General features: G+C 37.8%; 18 protein-coding genes. 14 read left to right on the forward strand and 4 right to left on the reverse strand.

Translation table 11 applies throughout. The features are described from left to right. The first annotated feature begins 152 nt into the window (after nt 1-152). The 3 genes from PSR12_RS05485 (at nt 153) to PSR12_RS05495 (ending at nt 4718) form a co-directional block, all read left to right on the forward strand. Nucleotides 153-674, forward strand: a complete 522-nt coding sequence (locus PSR12_RS05485) for a DoxX family protein (RefSeq protein ID WP_202341651.1) — start codon at nt 153-155, stop codon at nt 672-674. 616 nt (nt 675-1290) lie between these two features. After that, nucleotides 1291-3405 (forward strand): polyribonucleotide nucleotidyltransferase, encoded by a 2115-nt coding sequence (pnp, locus tag PSR12_RS05490; RefSeq protein WP_004224987.1) that lies wholly within the window; start codon nt 1291-1293, stop codon nt 3403-3405. Between the two features lie 89 nt (nt 3406-3494). Further along, nucleotides 3495-4718 carry a M16 family metallopeptidase gene (locus PSR12_RS05495; protein ID WP_221682741.1) on the forward strand — a complete coding sequence of 408 codons (1224 nt, stop codon included), beginning with the start codon at nt 3495-3497 and terminating at the stop codon, nt 4716-4718. Nucleotides 4719-5318: 600 nt separating this feature from the next. On the opposite strand, the gene PSR12_RS05500 is transcribed toward PSR12_RS05495, so the two are convergent. From PSR12_RS05500 to PSR12_RS05515, 4 genes are read right to left on the reverse strand one after another with little or no spacing between them, the layout of a single operon-like run. Then, entirely contained in the window at nt 5319-5582 is a 264-nt protein-coding gene (locus PSR12_RS05500) for an ABC-2 transporter permease (protein WP_274771958.1), read from the reverse strand. Nucleotides 5583-5592: 10 nt separating this feature from the next. Further along, on the reverse strand, nt 5593-6219 hold the full coding sequence (locus PSR12_RS05505) for an ABC-2 transporter permease (RefSeq protein WP_274771960.1): 627 nt from the start codon (nt 6217-6219) through the stop codon (nt 5593-5595). A gap of 2 nt (nt 6220-6221) precedes the next feature. Next, on the reverse strand, nt 6222-7064 hold the full coding sequence (locus PSR12_RS05510) for an ABC transporter ATP-binding protein (protein WP_274771962.1): 843 nt from the start codon (nt 7062-7064) through the stop codon (nt 6222-6224). Nucleotide 7065: 1 nt separating this feature from the next. After that, entirely contained in the window at nt 7066-7443 is a 378-nt protein-coding gene (locus PSR12_RS05515; RefSeq protein WP_004224968.1) for a GntR family transcriptional regulator, read from the reverse strand. Nucleotides 7444-7585: 142 nt separating this feature from the next. On the opposite strand from PSR12_RS05515, the gene PSR12_RS05520 reads away from it, so the two are divergent. The 11 genes from PSR12_RS05520 to PSR12_RS05570 all read left to right on the forward strand — a co-directional run bounded on the left by PSR12_RS05520 (nt 7586) and on the right by PSR12_RS05570 (nt 20683). Then, nucleotides 7586-7849 (forward strand): YlmC/YmxH family sporulation protein, encoded by a 264-nt coding sequence (locus PSR12_RS05520; RefSeq protein ID WP_004224966.1) that lies wholly within the window; start codon nt 7586-7588, stop codon nt 7847-7849. A 9-nt stretch (nt 7850-7858) separates the two neighbouring features. Further along, the gene (locus PSR12_RS05525; RefSeq protein ID WP_004224963.1) at nt 7859-8638 is read left to right on the forward strand and encodes an NAD(P)-dependent oxidoreductase; all 780 of its coding nucleotides are present in this window, start codon (nt 7859-7861) and stop codon (nt 8636-8638) included. After that, complete coding sequence (locus tag PSR12_RS05530) at nt 8632-9222, forward strand: dipicolinate synthase subunit B (protein ID WP_004224962.1); 591 nt, start codon at nt 8632-8634, stop codon at nt 9220-9222. The genes PSR12_RS05525 and PSR12_RS05530 overlap by 7 nt, the downstream gene beginning before the upstream one ends. A gap of 82 nt (nt 9223-9304) precedes the next feature. Beyond that, nucleotides 9305-10342: an aspartate-semialdehyde dehydrogenase gene (locus tag PSR12_RS05535; protein ID WP_048391546.1), complete on the forward strand. Its 1038-nt coding sequence runs from the start codon at nt 9305-9307 to the stop codon at nt 10340-10342. Between the two features lie 13 nt (nt 10343-10355). Continuing rightward, nucleotides 10356-11255: a 4-hydroxy-tetrahydrodipicolinate synthase gene (dapA, locus tag PSR12_RS05540; protein WP_048391545.1), complete on the forward strand. Its 900-nt coding sequence runs from the start codon at nt 10356-10358 to the stop codon at nt 11253-11255. A gap of 277 nt (nt 11256-11532) precedes the next feature. Further along, entirely contained in the window at nt 11533-13200 is a 1668-nt protein-coding gene (locus tag PSR12_RS05545) for a ribonuclease J (RefSeq protein ID WP_004224952.1), read from the forward strand. A gap of 154 nt (nt 13201-13354) precedes the next feature. After that, the gene (locus PSR12_RS05550) at nt 13355-15646 is read left to right on the forward strand and encodes an FtsK/SpoIIIE family DNA translocase (RefSeq protein WP_221682737.1); all 2292 of its coding nucleotides are present in this window, start codon (nt 13355-13357) and stop codon (nt 15644-15646) included. A gap of 199 nt (nt 15647-15845) precedes the next feature. Next, nucleotides 15846-16574 carry a GntR family transcriptional regulator gene (locus PSR12_RS05555; protein WP_036080379.1) on the forward strand — a complete coding sequence of 243 codons (729 nt, stop codon included), beginning with the start codon at nt 15846-15848 and terminating at the stop codon, nt 16572-16574. Nucleotides 16575-16627: 53 nt separating this feature from the next. Next, a complete protein-coding gene (locus PSR12_RS05560) occupies nt 16628-17713 on the forward strand; it encodes a BMP family lipoprotein (protein ID WP_221682736.1) in 1086 nt (361 codons plus the stop codon). Nucleotides 17714-18089: 376 nt separating this feature from the next. Beyond that, complete coding sequence (locus PSR12_RS05565; protein WP_257521312.1) at nt 18090-19637, forward strand: ABC transporter ATP-binding protein; 1548 nt, start codon at nt 18090-18092, stop codon at nt 19635-19637. After that, complete coding sequence (locus tag PSR12_RS05570; RefSeq protein ID WP_004224945.1) at nt 19637-20683, forward strand: ABC transporter permease; 1047 nt, start codon at nt 19637-19639, stop codon at nt 20681-20683. Before PSR12_RS05565 ends, PSR12_RS05570 begins: the two co-directional genes overlap by 1 nt. The last annotated feature ends 1 nt before the right edge of the window (nt 20684 follow it).

The following is a 20684-nucleotide window of genomic DNA, read 5'->3' on the forward strand; positions in this document are numbered from 1 at the left end:
GCAAATTATAGGATAGAGGCTCAAGACAATTGGTACATAAGCGTCAATCATACAATCTAAATGCTATCATTGGATACTCGTAAACGATGGCTATGGGTTAGAAAATAATAGTTGGTGAAATGTAAACTAAATCATTTAGAAGGGTGAGTAGGATGTTTAACCAATTATTAAGAGAGAATAATATTGTTGCAGGTATTTTAACAGTTATTCGTGTTTATTTAGGCTGGCATTGGCTTACAGCTGGTTGGGGAAAACTGTTTAATGGCTTTGATGCATCTGGCTTTTTAGCCAATGCTATTGCAAATCCAGTGACAAGTGGAGAAGAGCTCGCATACCCACTGTATGTAAAGTTTATTGAATCATTTGCTTTGCCAAATGCTGAGCTAATTAATATTCTTGTGCCTTGGGGAGAGTTTTTAGTAGGGCTAGGATTAATTTTGGGATGCTTAACGACATATGCTGCATTTTTCGGTATGGTCATGAATTTTGCCTTCTTAATGGCAGGTACTATATCTAGCAACCCTTGGGATATTTTACTTGCAATCTTTATAGCCGTTGCTGGTTACAATGCTGGAAAATTCGGGCTTGACCGCTTCATTATGCCTATCATAGGTGAAAAGATGGCGAGAAATAAGAAAAAAGAAGTTGTTCAACCTGTTTCTAAAATTACATAATAAACTTTTTACATATCTTATATTATATTAGGAGACTACTCATTAGTCTGAATATACCCCGCCCATTATATGGGTGGGGTATTCATGTTGTTGAGAAAAGAAATATCACTAGCGGAAAAGCCCTTCTTGCAAGGTGAGGGGGTGATTTCCGTTCCACTGGGCGTCCGATACTCCCTTACGCAACTTTCACAAAAATTTTATTGATGATTTTGTTTTTCAACACTATGTATATCCGACTATTATTTGCCTGACTTACTAACTTTCCAAGATGATCCGACTTTCTTTTACCTTATAGGATGTTGTATGATAAGCTCCATGTTATAATAAGTCTATTGTTTAAACTTGTACGTGAAAAACTAATGTTAGCGAAGCAGTTATTTCCATTTACATACATTACTTTTCGTCAAGAAGGAATCAATATAAAAAAATCCATATACCAAAAATGCTTTTTCAATAAAATAAAGAAATAAATCTTAAATAAATTGGCAATAACTGAATTTAAATGTATGATTATTTCATGAAATATTATTTAGCATAGAACAAGCATTTTTGGTACACTTACTATTAGTACATACAGACGAAGTAAGTGTTTTTATAATAGAGAGGGGTTCATTGAATGAACGAAAAGAAAGTCTATTCCTATGAATGGGCTGGCCGTCCACTTGTAATTGAAGTAGGACAGTTAGCAAAACAAGCAAACGGAGCCGCATTAGTACGCTATGGCGATACTTCTGTACTTGCTACAGCAACAATGTCAAAATCACCTAAACCACTTGATTTCTTCCCATTAACAGTAAACTATGAAGAGCGTCTATATGCTGCAGGTAAAATTCCTGGCGGCTTTATTAAGCGTGAAGGACGTCCATCTGAAAAGGCGATTTTAGCAAGCCGTTTAATCGACCGTCCGATTCGTCCGATGTTCCCGGATGGTTTCCGTAATGAAGTACAAGTTATTTCTATGGTTATGTCAAATGATCCTGACTGTACATCTGAAATGGCAGCAATGGTTGGTTCATCATTAGCATTAGCGATCTCTGATATTCCATTTGATGGGCCAATAGCAGGTGTACAAGTTGGTTATATTGATGGAGAATTCATTGTCAACCCGACAGTAGAGCAATCGAATCGCTCAACAATTCATTTATCTGTAGCAGGGAACAAAGATGCTATCAATATGGTTGAAGCGGGTGCACTTGAAGTACCAGAGGAAATCATGTTAGAAGCAATTATGTTCGGTCATGAAGAAATCAAAAAAATCATTGCTTTCCAAGAGCAAATTGTGGCAGAGGTTGGTAAAGAAAAGTTACCAGTGACACTATTTGAAATTGACGAAGCAATTCAAGCCGATATAAAAGCAGCTTGTGAGACTGATATGCATGACGCAATTCAAACGGCAGAGAAACATGCTCGTGATGAGGCAATTCAAGCTGTTAAAGAGCGAGTTATCGCTTCCTACGAAGAGCAAGAAGCAGATGACGAAACAATGAAACAAGTGTACACAATTCTTGACAAGATGGTAAAAGAAGAAGTACGCCGTCAAATCACGGAAGATAAGATTCGTCCAGATGGTCGTAAGCTAGACGAAATCCGACCACTTTCTTCTGAAACAGGCTTATTACAACGTACACATGGTTCAGGTCTGTTTACACGTGGACAAACACAAGCACTTTCTATTTGTACATTAGGTGCGCTTGGTGATGTACAAATTATTGACGGTTTGGGTGTGGAAGAGTCAAAACGCTTTATGCACCATTATAACTTCCCTCAATTTTCTGTAGGGGAAACGGGTCCAATCCGTGGGCCAGGTCGTCGTGAAATTGGTCATGGTGCGTTAGGTGAGCGTGCACTTGAAGCAGTAATTCCTGATGAATCGATCTTCCCTTATACAATTCGTTGTGTATCAGAAGTACTTGAATCAAATGGTTCAACTTCTCAAGCTTCTATTTGTGCGTCTACATTAGCCATGATGGATGCAGGTGTCCCATTAAAAGCACCAGTTGCAGGTATTGCAATGGGTCTTATTAAAAAAGGTGAACATTATTCTATTTTAACGGATATTCAAGGAATGGAAGACCATTTAGGCGATATGGACTTTAAAGTTGCTGGTACAGCTAAAGGTGTAACAGCTCTACAAATGGACATAAAAATTGATGGTTTATCTCGCAATATTTTAGAAGAAGCACTGACACAAGCAAAAGTTGGACGTATGCATATTCTAGAATCAATGCTTGCTACACTGCCAGAGCCTCGTAAACAATTATCTGCGTTTGCACCAAAAATTGTTATTGTAAAAATTAATCCTGATAAAATTCGCGATGTAATTGGACCAGGTGGTAAACAAATTAATAAAATTATTGAAGAAACGGGCGTTAAGATTGATACAGAGCAAGATGGTACAATCTATATTTCTTCTGCTGATGAAGCAATGAATGCACGTGCAAAACAAATTATTGAAGATATCGTACGTGAAGCAAAAGTAGGGGAATACTACTTATCAACAGTGAAACGTATTGAAAAATTCGGCGCCTTTTGCGAAATCTTCCCAGGGAAAGATGGCTTGCTTCACATTTCTGAAATTCAAGAGGAACGTACAAAGCAAGTGGAAGACGTCTTAAAACTTGGCGATCAATTACTTGTTAAAGTGATTGAAATCGACAAGCAAGGTCGTGTGAATTTATCTCGCAAAGTAGTAATTCAAGAGGAAAAAGAGCGCGCTGAACAAGAAAAATAATATCGATTAAAAGGCTGCGTAAATTGCGCAGCCTTTTTCGATAGTAGCAAGAAGAAAAGTAGAGGATTTTTATAATTGGGGGAGATAGTTTGGTTCAAGTACATACATGTCAGAATGGTGTTCGTATTGTATCAGAGCAAATTGATCATGTAAGATCAGTGGCATTAGGCATCTTTGTGAATGCGGGCTCTCGCTACGAGCTACCTGAAGAGAATGGTATCACACATTTTATTGAGCATATGTTGTTTAAAGGCACAACAACTCGTTCAGCTCGTCAAATTGCTGAAGAATTTGATCGAATTGGAGGAGAGCTAAATGCCTTCACATCGAAAGAAAATACATGTTACTATGCTAAAGTTTTAGATCATCATGCGGAGCTTGCGGTCACTATACTAGCAGATATGTTTTTCAATTCTACATTTGCCGAAGAAGAATTAGAAAAAGAGCGACAAGTAGTATTAGAAGAAATTTTAATGAGCGAAGATGCTCCTGATGACGATGTTCATGAGAAACTGTGGGGAGTCATGTATCCGAATGATGCACTCGGTCGTCCAATACTAGGCACAGCTGCTACATTAAAGACATTTACAGCAGATGCTATACGACAATACATGGATAAACATTATGGGCCAGAGTCCGTAGTTATTTCTATTGCAGGTAATATTTCATCTCAGCTTATGCAAACGATTGAAGATTTATTTGGTCACTATCAACCTTCACCATATGCTATGGCACCTGTCCTGACAAACCCTTCATTTTATCCGGGAGAAATTACAAAAATACGCGATACAGAGCAGGCACACGTCGCGATTTCCTATCCAGCAATCGGTGTAAAAGATCCAGATATGTATAGCTTTATAGCGCTTAACAATATTATTGGCGGGAATATGAGTTCTCGATTGTTTCAGGAAGTACGAGAAGAACGTGGGCTAGCCTATTCTATTTTTTCCTATCAATCATGTTATGCCGATGTAGGTGCTTTTACGATTTATGGTAGTACTAGTCGACAGCAATTAGCACAGCTTCAGCACACGATCGATGCCACTTTATTAGATATTGTAGCGGGTGGTGTGACAGAGGAGGAGCTTGATAATGCGAAAGAGCAGCTTAAAGGCAGCTTTGTCCTTGGGTTAGAAGGTACTGGGGCTCGTATGAATCGTAATGGAACAAGTGAACTTGTCCATCGCAAGCATCGAACAGTAGACGAGGTTCTTAAATCAATCGATGCCGTATCAATGGAGTCAGTAGATCGGCTGATCGCTAAAATTTTAAAAGCAGAACCAGCTATCTCAATCATAGGTCCTAGCGAATAAAGATATTTTAATAAGATAGCATTTGTTACAGCTATAAAAGGTAACACTTTACGGGGGGCGCGGAAGGTAACTGACTCCCGTGGGATAGCGAGACAAGTCAGCCTCTAAACGGAGAGGTAACGAAGGAAGCGGCTCTGCATGCACGTAGGAAAGCAAGTAGCCTGCAACGGAAAGACATTCCTTTTGTTTTGTTATTCAACACGACTAAAAATAGGCTGCCAAATAAGGTAGCCTATTTTTTGATGAATGTTTAGCAAATTTCCTTTGCCATATATAAATAAAGACATTTTTGAAAGACACGGAAAGTGATGAGGATACTAACCAGTGTTGGTATGAATAAGATAATTAAATTTGCAGCTACTAGTGATAAATAGTAATGAATAACAAAATTCAGCAGAATGATAAGCACAATAGCTGTAAGCATTCTAACAGACCGCATTCCCTTTGTTTCATCAAGATGCTGAATATAAAATTGACTACAGATGAGGAAAGAGGCGCTACTTATATAGGCACAGTACATAGCAAGATGCTCTATAAAATTTTCAGATGCATCAGGTTGTGAGAAATACGTAGGCGCAAGGATAATAAAGAGCAATGCAATTAGGCCATAGCAAAATAAAAATCGGGTTGCAATTGTGTTTTCTTTGATAGAGGTAGCGTATTGACATACATTGTCCACTTTACTTGACGATCGCCTCTATATAAATTATCTACGATGTTGGCTGAAATAACGACAACAAATAATCCAATAGAAGGACTATCTACAAAAGGTAAATGTACAAAATGAAGAAGTAAACATATCATCATTGTAAAAAGAATAGTCCATTTTTGTACGACGATTCTTTGTAACAACAGTGCTCGCATGAGATCCCTCCTAAAACTCTTTTCTTTTATAAATAGCAGTAGAAACTAGAGAGGAGAGGCAGAGCAATATAAGTCCGACTAAAGGTGCTAAATAGGCATATTGCTTTAAATATAAAAAAATTTGAGTCATATCAGGGATATATTCTTTAAACATCCCCGTTAAGAAGCCAGGGATAAAACAAAATGCAATGAGGACTATTCTTCCTTTAATAGAGCCAAATTTAATATAGATAGGTAGTAATATGGCTAATAAACAGAGCGCCGATGTTACAATCAAATTAAACGTTAGGAAAAATTCTGAAGTAATGTCGTTATTGGTAAAAAAATTGATGAAAAATATGATAGGTAATGCCATAACAAGTCCGATGATCATTAACATCACACTAAGTATATATTTACTAAAAACGATATCCGCTTTAGAAATTGGTAAAGTATTAGCGTATTTATCCCACTTACTGTGTTCATCGTAGCTAAGCACAGTTATCGCTTGTATCGTAACAATAAAAACAATAACAGCTAGAAGCATTGCGCTTTGTTGCATAAAAATCGCCATCACAAGAAGAAATAAAAGAACAAATGCTTGTGCTTTCATTTGTCGTTGAATGGTCATTAAATCTTTTAGGATAAGTCCTACCATATTCAAACACTACCTTTCACGAAAAATAGCATGATATCTTCTATAGAAGGTCTTTCAAGTCTGAAAGCCTCATTTACTTCATTTTTCAGAACTAATGCTTCTATTCCAAACGCACCAGGACGGGTTCTCAGAATAGCATGCTCTGGCAAGTCATTTACTTCCTCACTGTTACCTTTGAAAATACCATATTCATATAATAAAGCATCTTTACTCTCGCTCAATAAAATCTCACCATTATGAATTAACGTAATATAGTCAGCAATTTTTTCTAAATCGCTTGTAATATGCGAAGAAAATAAAATGCTATGTGTTTCATCCTGCATAAATGCTAAAAATAAATCCAGAATTTCATCCCGAATAATAGGGTCTAATCCACTTGTGGGCTCATCTAAAATCAATAATTTTGGATGATGTGCCAATGCTAAGGCAATTGATAGCTTCATCCTCATTCCTCGAGATAGTTCCTTAATCTTCTTCCTCTTTGGCACCTTAAATTGAGCTAATCTTTCAAAATAATAGTCTGAATCCCATGTTTGAAATACTTTTCTCATGATTTTGTCGAGTTGCGTCGCATTTAGCGTTTCTGGTACATGTAAATCGTCAAATACAACGCCGATGTCGGTTTTTATCGATAGTTCGTGTTCGACATGATCTTTGCCAAATAGCAAAATTTCGCCATATTCTTTTTTTATTAAATTCAGCATGCATTTTATCGTTGTTGATTTGCCAGCCCCGTTTTCTCCAACAAAACCCATTACAGTGCCTTGAGGGACAGAAAAACTTATATCTTTTAGAAAAAAGCCTTCAAAGCCCTTATGTAAATCATGAATTTCAATGGCATTCATATTACTTATCCTCCTCTAACATTAAAGATAGTAGTTCTTGTAATTCTTCACTAGAAAGTCCAGCGGTTTTCGCTATTTTTGCTGCCTTTTGCAAGTGTCCCTCTACCTGCCGTAATAGCTCCTCGCGTAGAAAGTCTTGATTTCGTTCTGTGACAAAGCTCCCTTTCCCAGCGACTGTTTCAATGAAACCATCTCGCTCTAAATCAGCATAGGCACGTTTAGTGGTCATCACACTTATTTTTAAATCCTTTGCTAAAGCGCGGATAGACGGTAGTGCATCACCAGCCTGTAATTTATTAGCTAAAATAGCCTCTTTGAGCTGTATGGTGATTTGCTCATAAATAGGTTTTTCACTCGCATTACTTAAATGGATATGCACAAATCATCACCTCTTATAACTGTATATATACACTATATACAGGAGGCGGTGAAAATGCAACATATTCGTACTTTAGGTAGGGGTCACGATTTGCAAAAAGTCCGCATATATTGAGGTAACGGCTCAAGGAGGGAGATGAGGCATGCTACTATCTGAGATGGTGGATAAGGAGTTAATTCAAATTGAGGGTGGCGTACATTTTGGCATCCTGGCACATACAGAATGCCTATTAGATGTGCAAACAGGGAAAATACATGGTTTTGAAATTGTGAAAGATAAACTACCATTCCAAAAAAAGAAAATGAAAGTTAGTGAAATGATACCTTGGCACGAAATTATTTTAATTGGTGAAGATCGTATTTTATTTAATAAGACATCTACAGTACAGTCAGAATATTTACAGTGAGGTGAGCTTTTGGAAAACGAAAAATGGCTTGTTATCGGTGAGGACTCCCGATTAAAGGAACTAGCTACAATGCTAAGAAGTCCATCGAGAACAGTATTTTATAAAAGAACGACCGTATGGAACGAAGAGTTAAATAAACTTGTTTTAGAATTCCAGCCTAATAAAATCGTATTACCTATTCTCCCATTAAAAATAGAAGTTGAGCAGCTCTATGGTATATCACAAGTGAAATTTTATACAGGTCGATTAACAATGCATTGGAAGCAATTACTAGAGAAAAATGAATCTATTTGCTATTTACAACAAGAATCATTTATTTGGCAAAATGCTCGATTAACAGCGGAGGGATTTATCGCCACGTTTTACGGGCTCGAGCAAAAATGTATTTACGGACAAAATTTCACAATCGCAGGTTTTGGTCGCATTGCAAAAATGCTCGCCTCTTTACTAGTTAAAATGGGAGCGAATGTTCATATTGTTGCACGTTCAGTTGTACAAGTGAGTGAAGCAAAAGCATATGGTTATAAAGCCACGAATTTAGATGATCGCCAATGGTCTATTACAGATGGCATTTTTATTAATACAATTCCTGCTAAATGGATTACAGAGTCATTTATAGAGCATGTTCCAACTGTTTTATATGACTTGGCATCAGAGCCAGGATGTTTAGATATAGATTCTGATCAATTACAAACATATGTACTATTGCCATCATTGCCTGGGAAATACTTTGCACATGATGCTGCTACAATATTGTGCAAGGCAATAGAGGAGGAAGAAAATTGTTAACGGGGAAACGAATTGGCTTAGGTATTACTGCTTCTCATTGTACGTATGAAGATGTAGTACCTAAAATCCAAAATTTTATTGATGTCGGAGCAACAGTTATTCCAATCATTACCCATTCCGTTTTACATGCAGCTACACGCTTTGGTACAGGTGAAGAGTGGATTGCCAAAATAGAAGCTTTGACAGGAGAAAAAGTTATTTCTTCTATAAAAGAGGCGGAGCCATTTGGCCCATCCAATCCATTAGATGCAATGGTCATAGCCCCCATGACAGGCAATAGCATAAGTAAATTTGCTAATGCGGCAACAGATAGTCCTGTGTTAATGGCAGCAAAGGCTACTTTGCGTAATGGTTCGCCTGTAGTTTTAGGTATTTCCACAAACGATGCACTAGGCTTAAATGGCATAAATATTATGAAGCTGTTAAATGCCAAAAATATATATTTTATTCCCTTTGGTCAGGATGCCCCTCACTCCAAACCAAATTCTTTAATTGCTGATTTTGAGCAAATGGTGGATACTGTTCATGCAGCAATTACGCAGAAAAAGCAATTACAACCGCTGTTGATACAATATTTCAAATAAATAAGAGATTACACACAATTTTCAGTATTTTTGTGATACAATAGCACACATTATGGAACATGTATTCAAGGAGAGATGACAGATGACAAAGCAGTTAACAGTTGCGGTTGTTGGGGCAACAGGTGCAGTAGGATCGAAAATGATGGAGCAGTTGATTAAACGTAAATTTCCGATTGGACATATTAAATTTCTAGCTTCTGCTCGTTCAGCAGGAAAATCAATCGAATTTAATGGGGAAACATATACAATTGAAGAAGCGACACCTGAGGCTTTCGAAGGCGTCAATGTCGCTTTATTCTCAGCTGGTGGTTCAGTATCAGCTGTGCTTGCACCAGAAGCAGCTAAGCGTGGAGCAGTAGTTATTGATAATACGAGCCATTTTCGTATGGATCCAGAGGTACCGCTTGTCGTGCCTGAAGTGAATCGAGGCGACTTAGCGAAGCATAAGGGAATTATTGCGAATCCAAACTGCTCGACAATTCAAATGGTAGCTGCGCTTGAACCAATTCGTCATGCATTTGGTTTAACAAAAGTAATTGTTTCAACTTATCAGGCAGTATCAGGTGCAGGGATTTCTGCGATCCAAGAATTAAAGGCACAAAGCGAAAACTGGGATGCAGGTAAAGATGTAGAAGCAAATATTTTACCGTCTGGTAGTGATAAACGTCATTACCCAATTGCTCGTAATGTCATTCCACAAATCGATAAATTCACAGATAATGGATTTACATACGAAGAAATGAAAATGATTAATGAGACGAAAAAAATCATGCATGCACCAGAGCTAAAAGTAGCTGCTACTTGTGTTCGTGTGCCAGTCGTTTCAGGTCACTCTGAATCTGTTTATATTGAGGTAGAGAAAGACGCGTCAATCCAAGAGATTTTCGAAGTATTACGCAACGCACCAGGTGTGGTATTACAAGATGATATTGCAACACAAACTTACCCAATGCCTATTTATGCAGAAGGGGAAGACGCTACTTTTGTAGGACGTATCCGTCAAGATTTAGACAACAGCAAAGGGTTCCATCTATGGATCGTTTCTGACAATTTATTAAAAGGCGCCGCATTAAACTCTATCCAAATTGCAGAAGCAATGCTTGAGGATAACTTACTATAAGAGGGGTGTAAGGATGAATTTAGGTCGAATTGGAACGGCAATGATTACGCCGTTCAAAAATGATGGCACGATTAATTATCCAGAACTAGAACGTATTATTAATCATTTAATAGACAATGGTACTGATTGTATTGTTGCTTGTGGTACGACTTCTGAAAACCCAACTATGTCTACAGAAGAAAAAATTGAAGTTGTACGCTTTACAGTAGAGAAAGTAGCAGGTCGCGTACCAGTTATTGCAGGTACTGGGGATAATGAAACAGCTTACTCTATCGCGATGACACATAAGGCAGAAGAAAATGGAGCAGACGGCATTATGCTTGTAGCTCCTTACTATAATAAGCCAAATCAACGTGGGATTTATGCTCACTTTGAAACCATTGCTAAACAAACGAGTCTCCCTGTTATGCTTTATAATGTTCCAGGGCGTACTGGGGTCAATGTTGCCTATGAAACTTCTGTTGCATTAAGCAAGATTCCTAATATTGCTTGGATTAAGGAAGCGAGCGGTAACTTAGATCAGATGGGTGATGTTATTGAGAATGTTGATCCAGCTGATGATTTCTTAGTGTATAGTGGGGACGATGGTTTAACACTCCCACTAATGGCCATTGGTGGAGCAGGTGTTATTTCTGTAGCTGCCCATGTGGTAGGCAATGATATGCAATTAATGATTAAAGCGTTTGAAGAAGGAAATCATAAGCTAGCAGCCCAAATTCACCGAGCCTTATTACCTTTAGTACGTGCGCTGTTCGCTCAGCCCAACCCTTCACCGATTAAATATGCGATGACAAAATTAGGATTTGATACACTCAATGTTCGTTTGCCGATGATGGAAATGACAGATGAAGAGAAAGCTAATTTTGACCGAATTTGGGATACGTATCAAGAAAAAGCGAAAAGTTTTAGATAAATAGGAGCGAGGCTGATAGCATTTCAGCCTCGTTTTTTATATTTTATAAATAAAAAGTATGTACAAAATTTGTAACTCCTCGTCCTTACAAATACTTATTTAGCTCTATTTATACAGGATAACCAATATTTGTTTTCCATCTGCTAGTAATAAGCAAATAGCAGGAAAATCTATTTCCTACGTGAAACATGTATTTTTAATTTGTGCAAAAGCTTTGCAAACCGTATAATAAATGTTAAGTGGTTGCTGTTCGGGATATTTTTTAGGAGGAAATAAATTGACAAAAAAGAAAAATGAATTAATCCGCATCATCCCTCTTGGTGGTGTAGGCGAAATTGGGAAAGCCATGTACGTAGTAGAAATTGATGAAGAGCTATTTGTGGTGGATAGCGGCTTAATGTTCCCAGAAGATGAAATGCTAGGTATAGATATCGTGATTCCTGACATTACTTACTTAGAAGAAAATAAAGAACGTGTGAAAGGTATTTTCTTAACACATGGTCATGAAGATGCAATTGGTTCTATTGCCTATGTATTACAAAAAATAAAGGCACCTGTGTACGGTTCGAAATTAACCATTGCATTAGCAAAGGAACATTTAAAAGAATTACCTGCACCACATCAAGTAAAGTTTTTTGAAGTAACAAACCGTAGTCGTATGAATTTTAACTCAACGTATGTAACATTCTTCCACACAACACATAGTATTCCCGATTCGTTAGGGGTAGTGTTCCATACATCTGAAGGCGCGATTGTTCATACAGGAGAGTTTAAATTCGATCAGTCTGCGACAGGTAAATTTAAGCCTGATTTAGCAAAAATGGCACAGCTAGGAGAAGACGGCGTTTTCATTCTATTATCTGAGTCTTGCGAAGCTGAGCGACCAGGATATACGACATCAGAGATTGTCATTGAAGAACAATTATCAAAAACATTCCACTCAGCACCAGGTCGTATTTTAGTAGCTGTTTACGCATCGAATTTTATTCGAATTCAACAAGTATTTGCTCAAGCCCAGAAATCATTCCGTAAGGTTGTAATTGTGGGCAAACCATTGGAAAAAGCGGTTGATTTAGGCGTACAGCTAGGTTATCTAACAGTTGAAGAAGATACAATTATTCCGATCTCGGAAATGCAAAAATATCAAGATGATGAAATTATCATTATTGCAACAGGCAACAGAGGAGAACCTCTCGATGCTTTAGAAAAAATTGTCCGTAAGCACCATCGAGACATTAAAATTAAACAAGGTGATACGGTACTAATCACCTTTACACCTTCTCCTGGCATGGAAGTTCAAATGGCGAATACAATGAACTCTATGTCAAAAGCAGGCGCTGAAATTTTGACTTCTAGCAAAAATGTCCATGTTTCAGGACATGGTAGCCAAGAAGATTTAAAGCTGATGTTAAACTTAATGCAACCAAAGTATTTTATTCCTGTACAAGGAGAATACCGTATGCTAATTGCGCACTCTAAATTAGCACAACAGCTAGGTATGCAAAAATCCCAAATTTTTATCGCTGATAAAGGGGATATCGTAGAATATAAAAATAATAAAATGCGCATGAGTGGCCGTGTACAAGCTGGTAATGTCTTAATTGACGGTATTGGTGTAGGCGATGTAGGTAATATTGTACTTCGTGACCGTAAGTTATTATCGCAGGATGGTATTTTCATTGTGGTGGTAACATTGAATCGAGCACAAAAGAAAATTGCCTCTGGGCCAGAAATTTTATCACGAGGCTTTGTCTATGTACGAGAATCAGAGGAATTAATGATTGAGGCTTCTGACATAGCGAAGAATGTAATTGAAAAGTACGTTGGGAAAGAAACCTTTGAATGGACGAACATTAAACAAGAAATTAGAGATACGCTAAATACGTATTTATTCCAAAAAACAAAACGTCGCCCAATGATTATTCCTATTATTATGGAATATTAATTGAACAAGCTCATCGTATATGCTTTGAGGAAAAAATAAATGAAAAAGGATTTTCTCCCAATTGCGGTGGAAAATCCTTTTTTTGAAATATTCAAGTTCTACATGTGATGATTCGCTACATATATAGAATGGATTGCAGAAGAAGGTGAATTAGATGGCAGTTAGTAAGAGAAAAAAAGTTACTAAAAGTAAAGCGACAACAGAAAAAAAAGACATGCATCCGCTTATGTACGAAATATTAGGGTTGCTCTTAATTGCATTAGCAATCATTATGATTTTTGAATACGGTATGATCGGGCGGATTCTACAAACAATCGCCATGTTCCTTTTTGGTAATTTACATTTTGCTGTTCCATTTATGCTTATATTTGTTGCATTGTTAATGATGATTGGTCGTAAAAAAGTTGGGATAAAGGATCGATTAATACTTGGCATGTTCCTCATTGTTATGAGCTTAACGATTTTTAGCCATGGCATATTATTTGAACAACTATCCAAATCAGGTGGTCTACTATCTGATTCTGTGCTACGTGAATCATGGCGAATTTTGATTAATACAGAAGGTATCATTCATCGTAGTAATGCTTTGGGAGGGGGCATGATTGGTGCCCTACTCTTTAGCGGGCTTCATGTGCTGTTTGAGGCCTCAGGGGCAAAAGTTGTTGCTTGGGTTATTTTCTTTATTGGTTTAATTCTTGTCACTGGTAAAGCATTAGTGCCTTATTTAGCAGAAAAAACGCCAGATGTATTTGGTAAATGGAAAAAAAAGAACCGAGATAAGAAAAAAAATACACCCAAGAAACCAAATAATCGTCGTTCAAGAGTAGAGAGTGGAGATGAAGTAGCAGCCGTTAATCAATCTGTAGATATGCCTGAACAAGAAGACGAAACACCACATGAACCGATTATTTCTGCTTTCACACAGAATGTTTCACAGGAAAGAGAAGTACTGGATACAACTCACTTGGTGGAAAATGAACTAGAAGAAGCAACGGATGATGTCCAGATTCAGGGTACAGATGCAGTAGAAAATGCAGATTATCAGCTCCCATCATATAATTTATTACAATTACCACCACAACATGATCAAAGTGGTGAATATTCAGTGATTCAAGCAAATGCCAAAAAGCTTGAACAAACATTACAAAGCTTTGGCGTAAAGGCAAAGGTGACACAGGTGCATTTAGGTCCTGCTGTTACGAAATACGAGATTTTACCAGATATCGGAGTGAAAGTAAGCAAAATTGTCAATTTGCAAGATGATCTTGCATTAGCATTGGCAGCTAAAGATATTCGTATGGAAGCGCCAATTCCTGGGAAATCTGCGATTGGTATAGAAGTACCTAATAGTGAGGTAGCCATTGTAACACTTCGTGAGGTATTAGAATCGAAAGATGGTGCTAAGCCTGAAGCATTATTACAAGTAGCATTTGGTCGTGATATTACAGGACAAGCTGTATTAGCAGAGCTCAATAAAATGCCACATTTACTTGTAGCTGGTTCTACAGGAAGTGGGAAAAGTGTGTGTATAAATGGCATTGTTGTTTCCATACTAATGCGTACAAAACCGCATGAAGTGAAGCTCATGATGATAGACCCAAAAATGGTTGAATTAAACGTTTATAATGGGATTCCACATTTATTAGCGCCTGTCGTAACGGATGCACGTAAAGCTTCTCAAGCACTGAAAAAAGTGGTATCTGAAATGGAACGTCGCTATGATTTGTTTTCTCATACAGGTACAAGAAATATTGAGGGCTATAATGCACATGTCCAAAAGGTTAATGATCAAACAGAGGAAAAACATCCAAAGCTACCTTATATTGTGGTTATTGTAGATGAGTTAGCGGATTTGATGATGGTCGCATCAAGTGATGTAGAGGATTCGATTACACGTTTAGCACAAATGGCAAGGGCGGCGGGCATTCATTTGATTATCGCCACACAACGACCAAGTGTAGATGTTTTAACAGGTGTCATTAAAGCAAATATTCCATCCAGAATTGCTTTTGCAGTTTCTTCAGCGATTGACTCAAGAACAATTTTAGACATGGGTGGGGCTGAACGCCTACTGGGTCGTGGTGATATGCTATTTTTACCAGCCGGGGCTTCGAAACCGAAAAGGGTGCAGGGTGCCTTTTTATCAGATCAAGAGGTTGAAGCTGTTGTGAATTTTGTTATAGAACAGCAAAAAGCTCAGTATCAGGAGGAAATGATTCCTACTGAAGAAGAAACCATTTTAGAGGAAACAGATGATTTATATGATGAAGCAGTCCAATTAGTTGTCAATATGCAAACAGCATCTGTCTCTATGCTTCAACGTCGCTTCCGTATTGGTTATTCAAGAGCTGCACGTATTGTTGATCAGATGGAGCAACGCGGTATTGTTGGGCCTCCAGAGGGCAGTAAGCCTCGTCAAGTACTTGTTCACCAATACGATAACTAAGCAAAAAATGAAGATGAAAATGGTGAGAGAAATTGTGTTTTTGTCCAAATATTTGCAGATAAAATAAAGAAAGAATGAATTCTATAACAGATTTTACTCAAAACTGTTTATTTCATTCTGCAAAAATGTTATATTTATGAACGATTAGTAGGAATGTTGTACATCAGATGTCTGATCTCTGATTTTGGTGGTGATATATGTGACTATTAAAGCAGATCATCGTCATCTCTATCTTCAAGTAATCGATCGTTTAAAATCTGATATCGAGGCTGGCATTTTTAAAGAAAATGAAAAGCTGCCTTCAGAATTTGAATTATCGAAATCACTAGGAGTCAGTCGAGCAACACTTAGAGAAGCACTTCGACTGTTGGAAGAGGAAAATGTGATTGTGCGCCGACATGGGGTTGGGACTTTTGTCAACCCGAAGCCGTTGTTTACATCAGGCATCGAGCATTTATCTAGTATTTCTTCTATGATCGAGGCAGCAGGTATGGAGCCAGGTTCGCGTTTTTTAAAAGCGACTGAGCATGTGCCTTCTGAGGAAGATTTAAAACGCTTCCAAAGTGATGGCGACGATAAAATACTCACGATTGAACGTGTCAGAACAGCGGATGGTGAGCCAGTAGTATACTGCATAGACAGGCTACCTGCAAGCTTCCTGCCTACTGACTTTGTCGAAAAAAAAGAAGTTTCACTGTTCTCTGCACTTGAGCAATCTGGCAAAATTCATGTAGCTTATGCTGTAACCTATATTGATCCAGTTGGGTATCATGAACAAGCCTCACCGATTTTAAATTGTGGACGTGAGACAGCTCTTTTAGTGTTAAAGCAATTGCATTATGATGATCATGATCAAGTAGTGCTCTATTCAAAAAATTATTTCCGAGCTGATAAATTCAGCTTCCATGTAGTTCGTAAACGGGTGTAGAACATTTCTAAATTTTTTCCTGCTAATTACAATACCTTTGGGGGGTTAATTAAATGAAAAAACGTAAATTTGGTTTAGTATTAACATCAGTATTAGCGGCAAGTGCTATTTTAGGTGCTTGTGGTACGAAAGACGATGAAAAGCCAGCGAAAGAAAATGACAATGCTTCAGGTGGCGAAAGCACAGAAGAAGCTTTCTCAGTAGCGATGGTTACTGACGTAGGTGGCGTTGATGACAAATCATTCAACCAATCTGCATGGGAAGGTGTACAAGCTTACGGTAAAGAGCACGATTTATCAAAAGGTGATGGTGGTTTTGACTACCTACAATCAGCTTCAGATGCTGACTATGAAACAAACTTAAACAACTTAATTCGTCGTGACTTTAACTTAGTATTTGGTATCGGATTCATGATGGCTGATGCAATTGATGCAGTTGCTTCTGAAAATCCAGATAGCCACTTTGCATTAATCGATGCTGAAGTAGAAGCAGACAACGTAGTAAACGTACTGTTCAAAGAGCAAGAAGGTGCTTTCTTAGCAGGTGTTGCTGCAGCGAAAACATCTAAAACAGGTAAAATCGGCTTCGTAGGCGGCGTTGATATTCCAGTTATTAACCGTTTCCACGCTGGTTTCGTTGAAGGGGCTAAAGCAGTAAACCCAGATATCGATATTCAAGTAAAATATACTGGTGCGTTTGATAAAGCAGATCTTGGTAAAATTACAGCGAACAGCATGTATTCTTCAGGTGTAGATGTGATCTTCCACGCTGCTGGTGCAACTGGTAACGGTGTATTCTCTGAAGCAAAAGAGCGTAAAGCGAAAGATCCAAATGCTGATGTATGGGTTATCGGTGTAGATGCTGACCAATACGAAGAAGGTAAAGTAGACGATAAAACAAACGTTACATTAACTTCTATGTTAAAAGGTGTTAATACAGCAGTAGTAGATATTTCAAATAGAGCGAAAAATGGTGATTTCCCAGGTGGAGAAACACTTGTTTATGGTTTAGCTGAAGATGGCGTTAAACTTGCAGATTCTCGCGGTGCGATTCCAGAAGATGTACAAAAAGTAATCGACGAATATAAAGAAAAAATTGCTAAGGGTGAAATCAAAGTTCCAGAAAAAGTGGAAAAATAATTCATCTTTTGATCATCATAAGGGACTCTTAGAAGGACCTTATGATGATTTTTCAATCTATCGTTATATTTAGATTATTCGCAATACTCTATTTAGCTAGATTTATAGGAACCTTATAGAGGTAGTAATTATGATTTGAATAATGATGGTAACAAGTTAATAGAAGAAAGGTTTCTAACGATGACCTTTCCTGTATTAATTTAGCAAAACATCTACCTCTATAGGTGTGATATTAAATCGGTAATAAAATATAGCCTCTAGTAGAAAATTTATTACTGGACGTATGGCTTATCTGTACCATCCATCATGTAGCAGCAGATACTATACGCTAAGATGAAAATACTTAATAATAGTGCCTATTAAGGGAGTGACAAATTTGGATTATGTGATTGAAATGCTAGGAATCCGTAAAGAATTCGGTAATTTCGTGGCGAATAATAATATCACCCTCCAACTGAAACAAGGCGAGATTCATGCATTGCTAGGTGAAAATGGTGCAGGTAAATCGACTTTGATGAACGTCCTTTTTGGTTTGTATCAACCAGAGGGTGGCGAAATTCGTGTACGTGGGAAGGCTGTAAAAATTACAAACCCGAATATTGCCAATGATTTAGGGATTGGCATGGTGCATCAACATTTTATGTTGGTAGAAAACTTTACGGTAACAGAAAATATCATTTTAGGCACTGAGCCTACTAAAATGGGAATTGTGAATATAAAAGATGCGGCTAAGAAAGTACAAGCACTTTCTGAAAAGTATGGATTAGATGTTGATCCGACCGCCAAAATCGAGGATATCACGGTTGGTATGCAACAGCGTGTAGAAATATTAAAAACATTGTATCGTGGTGCCGAAATTTTAATTTTTGATGAACCAACTGCATCATTAACACCGCAAGAAATTACCGAATTAATTCAAATAATGCGTCGTCTTATCGCAGAGGGTAAATCCATTATTTTAATTACGCATAAGCTAAAAGAAATTATGGAAGTTTCAGACCGTGTGACGATTATCCGTAAGGGAGAAGGGATTGGCACTGTTGTAACCGCTGCCACAAATCCTGATCAGCTTGCTGAGATGATGGTTGGACGTCAAGTTGAATTTAAAACGGAAAAAACGGATGCGACACCGACTGAAGAAGTGCTTTCGATTGAGAACTTGGTTGTTACAGACTATCGAAATATTGATAAAGTTAAAGGTCTTAATTTAAATGTTCGTAAAGGTGAAATCGTAGGTATTGCTGGTATTGATGGTAATGGTCAATCCGAGTTAATAGAAGCCATTACAGGTCTACGCAAAATTAAAAGTGGTAAAGTCAAGCTGAATGGTAAAGATATTACTAACATGAAGCCTCGTAAAATTACAGAGGAAGGCGTAGGACATATTCCACAAGACCGTCATAAGCATGGATTAGTTTTAGATTTCCCGATTGGTCATAATATTGCATTACAAACTTATTACCAATCTCCAATAGCGAAGGGCTTTGTGATGGACTATAAAAAGGTGTCAGAGAAAGCTCGTCAAATCATTAAAGAGTATGATGTGCGTACTGGTAATGGGGAGATGACACCAGCTCGTGCATTATCTGGTGGTAACCAACAAAAAGCAATTATTGGTCGTGAAATTGACCGTAACCCTGATCTATTAATTGCTGCTCTACCAACACGTGGACTTGACGTAGGAGCTATTGAATTCATTCATTCTCGTCTAATTGAGCAACGTGATAAAGGGAAAGCCGTTTTGTTAATCTCATTTGAATTAGATGAGGTGATGAATGTTTCGGATCGAATTGCTGTTATCTATGATGGACAAATTGTCGATGAGTTAAATCCGAAAGAAACGACTGAACAAGAGCTAGGCTTACTAATGGCAGGACAAAGTAAAAAAAATATAAAGCGTGATGCGAAGGAGGGGAACGACTAATGTCAAATCGTGTCATTAATATCCTCGTTCCTATCATCTCTATCATTATCGGTTTAATTGTAGGGGCTATCGTTATGGTAGTCAGTGGCTATGACCCAGTGCAAGGTTATATCGCTCTTTGGACAGGTATTTTTGGAGATTCATATTCAATCGGGAACACAATTCGTCAAATTACACCATATATTTTAGCAGGTCTTGCGGTAGCATTTGCATTCCGTACAGGGCTCTTCAATATTGGTGTTGAAGGTCAGCTAATTTTAGGTTGGTTGGCCGCTGCTTGGGTAGGTTATGCGTTTGAACTTCCTAAAATCATTCACTTACCATTAGCATTGCTTGCGGCAGCTGCTGCAGGTGCATTTTGGGCCTTTATTGCAGGTTTCTTAAAAGCGAAATTTAAAGTTCACGAAGTTATTGCGACAATTATGCTGAACTACACTGCACTTTATATTGCAAATGCAGTAATTAAGAAATTGTCCGATGGCAGCTTTAAAACAGAACGTATCCACGAGTCAGCTTCTTTACGTTCTCCGTTTTTAAGAGAGCTTACAGACAATTCAAGTCTTCACTATGGGATCATTGTTGCACTTTTAATGGTAGTTGTGATGTGGTTCATTTTAGAAAAAACAACACGTGGCTACGAGCTAAAAGCAGTAGGTTTTAACAAAAATGCTGCTGACTATGCAGGTATGAGTGTCAATAAAAATATTATTTTAGCTATGACGATTTCTGGTATGTTTGCAGGTCTTGGTGGTGCGATGGAAGCTTTAGGGACATTCCAAAACGCATCCATTAAACCTGGCTTTACGGGAATTGGTTTTGACGGTATCGCCGTTGCCCTACTTGGTGCCAATACACCACTTGGGGTAGTGTTTGGAGCATCCCTTTTTGGTTCTTTAAAATATGGTGCATTAAATATGCCAAATGCTGCGGGTATTCCAGAAGAAATCGTATCCATTATTATTGCGTTGATTATCTTCTTCGTTGCATCAGGCTATATTATTCGAGTAGGCTTACAAAAGCTGAGCAAGAAAAAGGAGGGACAATAAC

It is taken from the genome of Lysinibacillus sp. G01H, assembly GCF_028872195.1.
Lineage (GTDB): Bacteria > Bacillota > Bacilli > Bacillales_A > Planococcaceae > Lysinibacillus > Lysinibacillus capsici.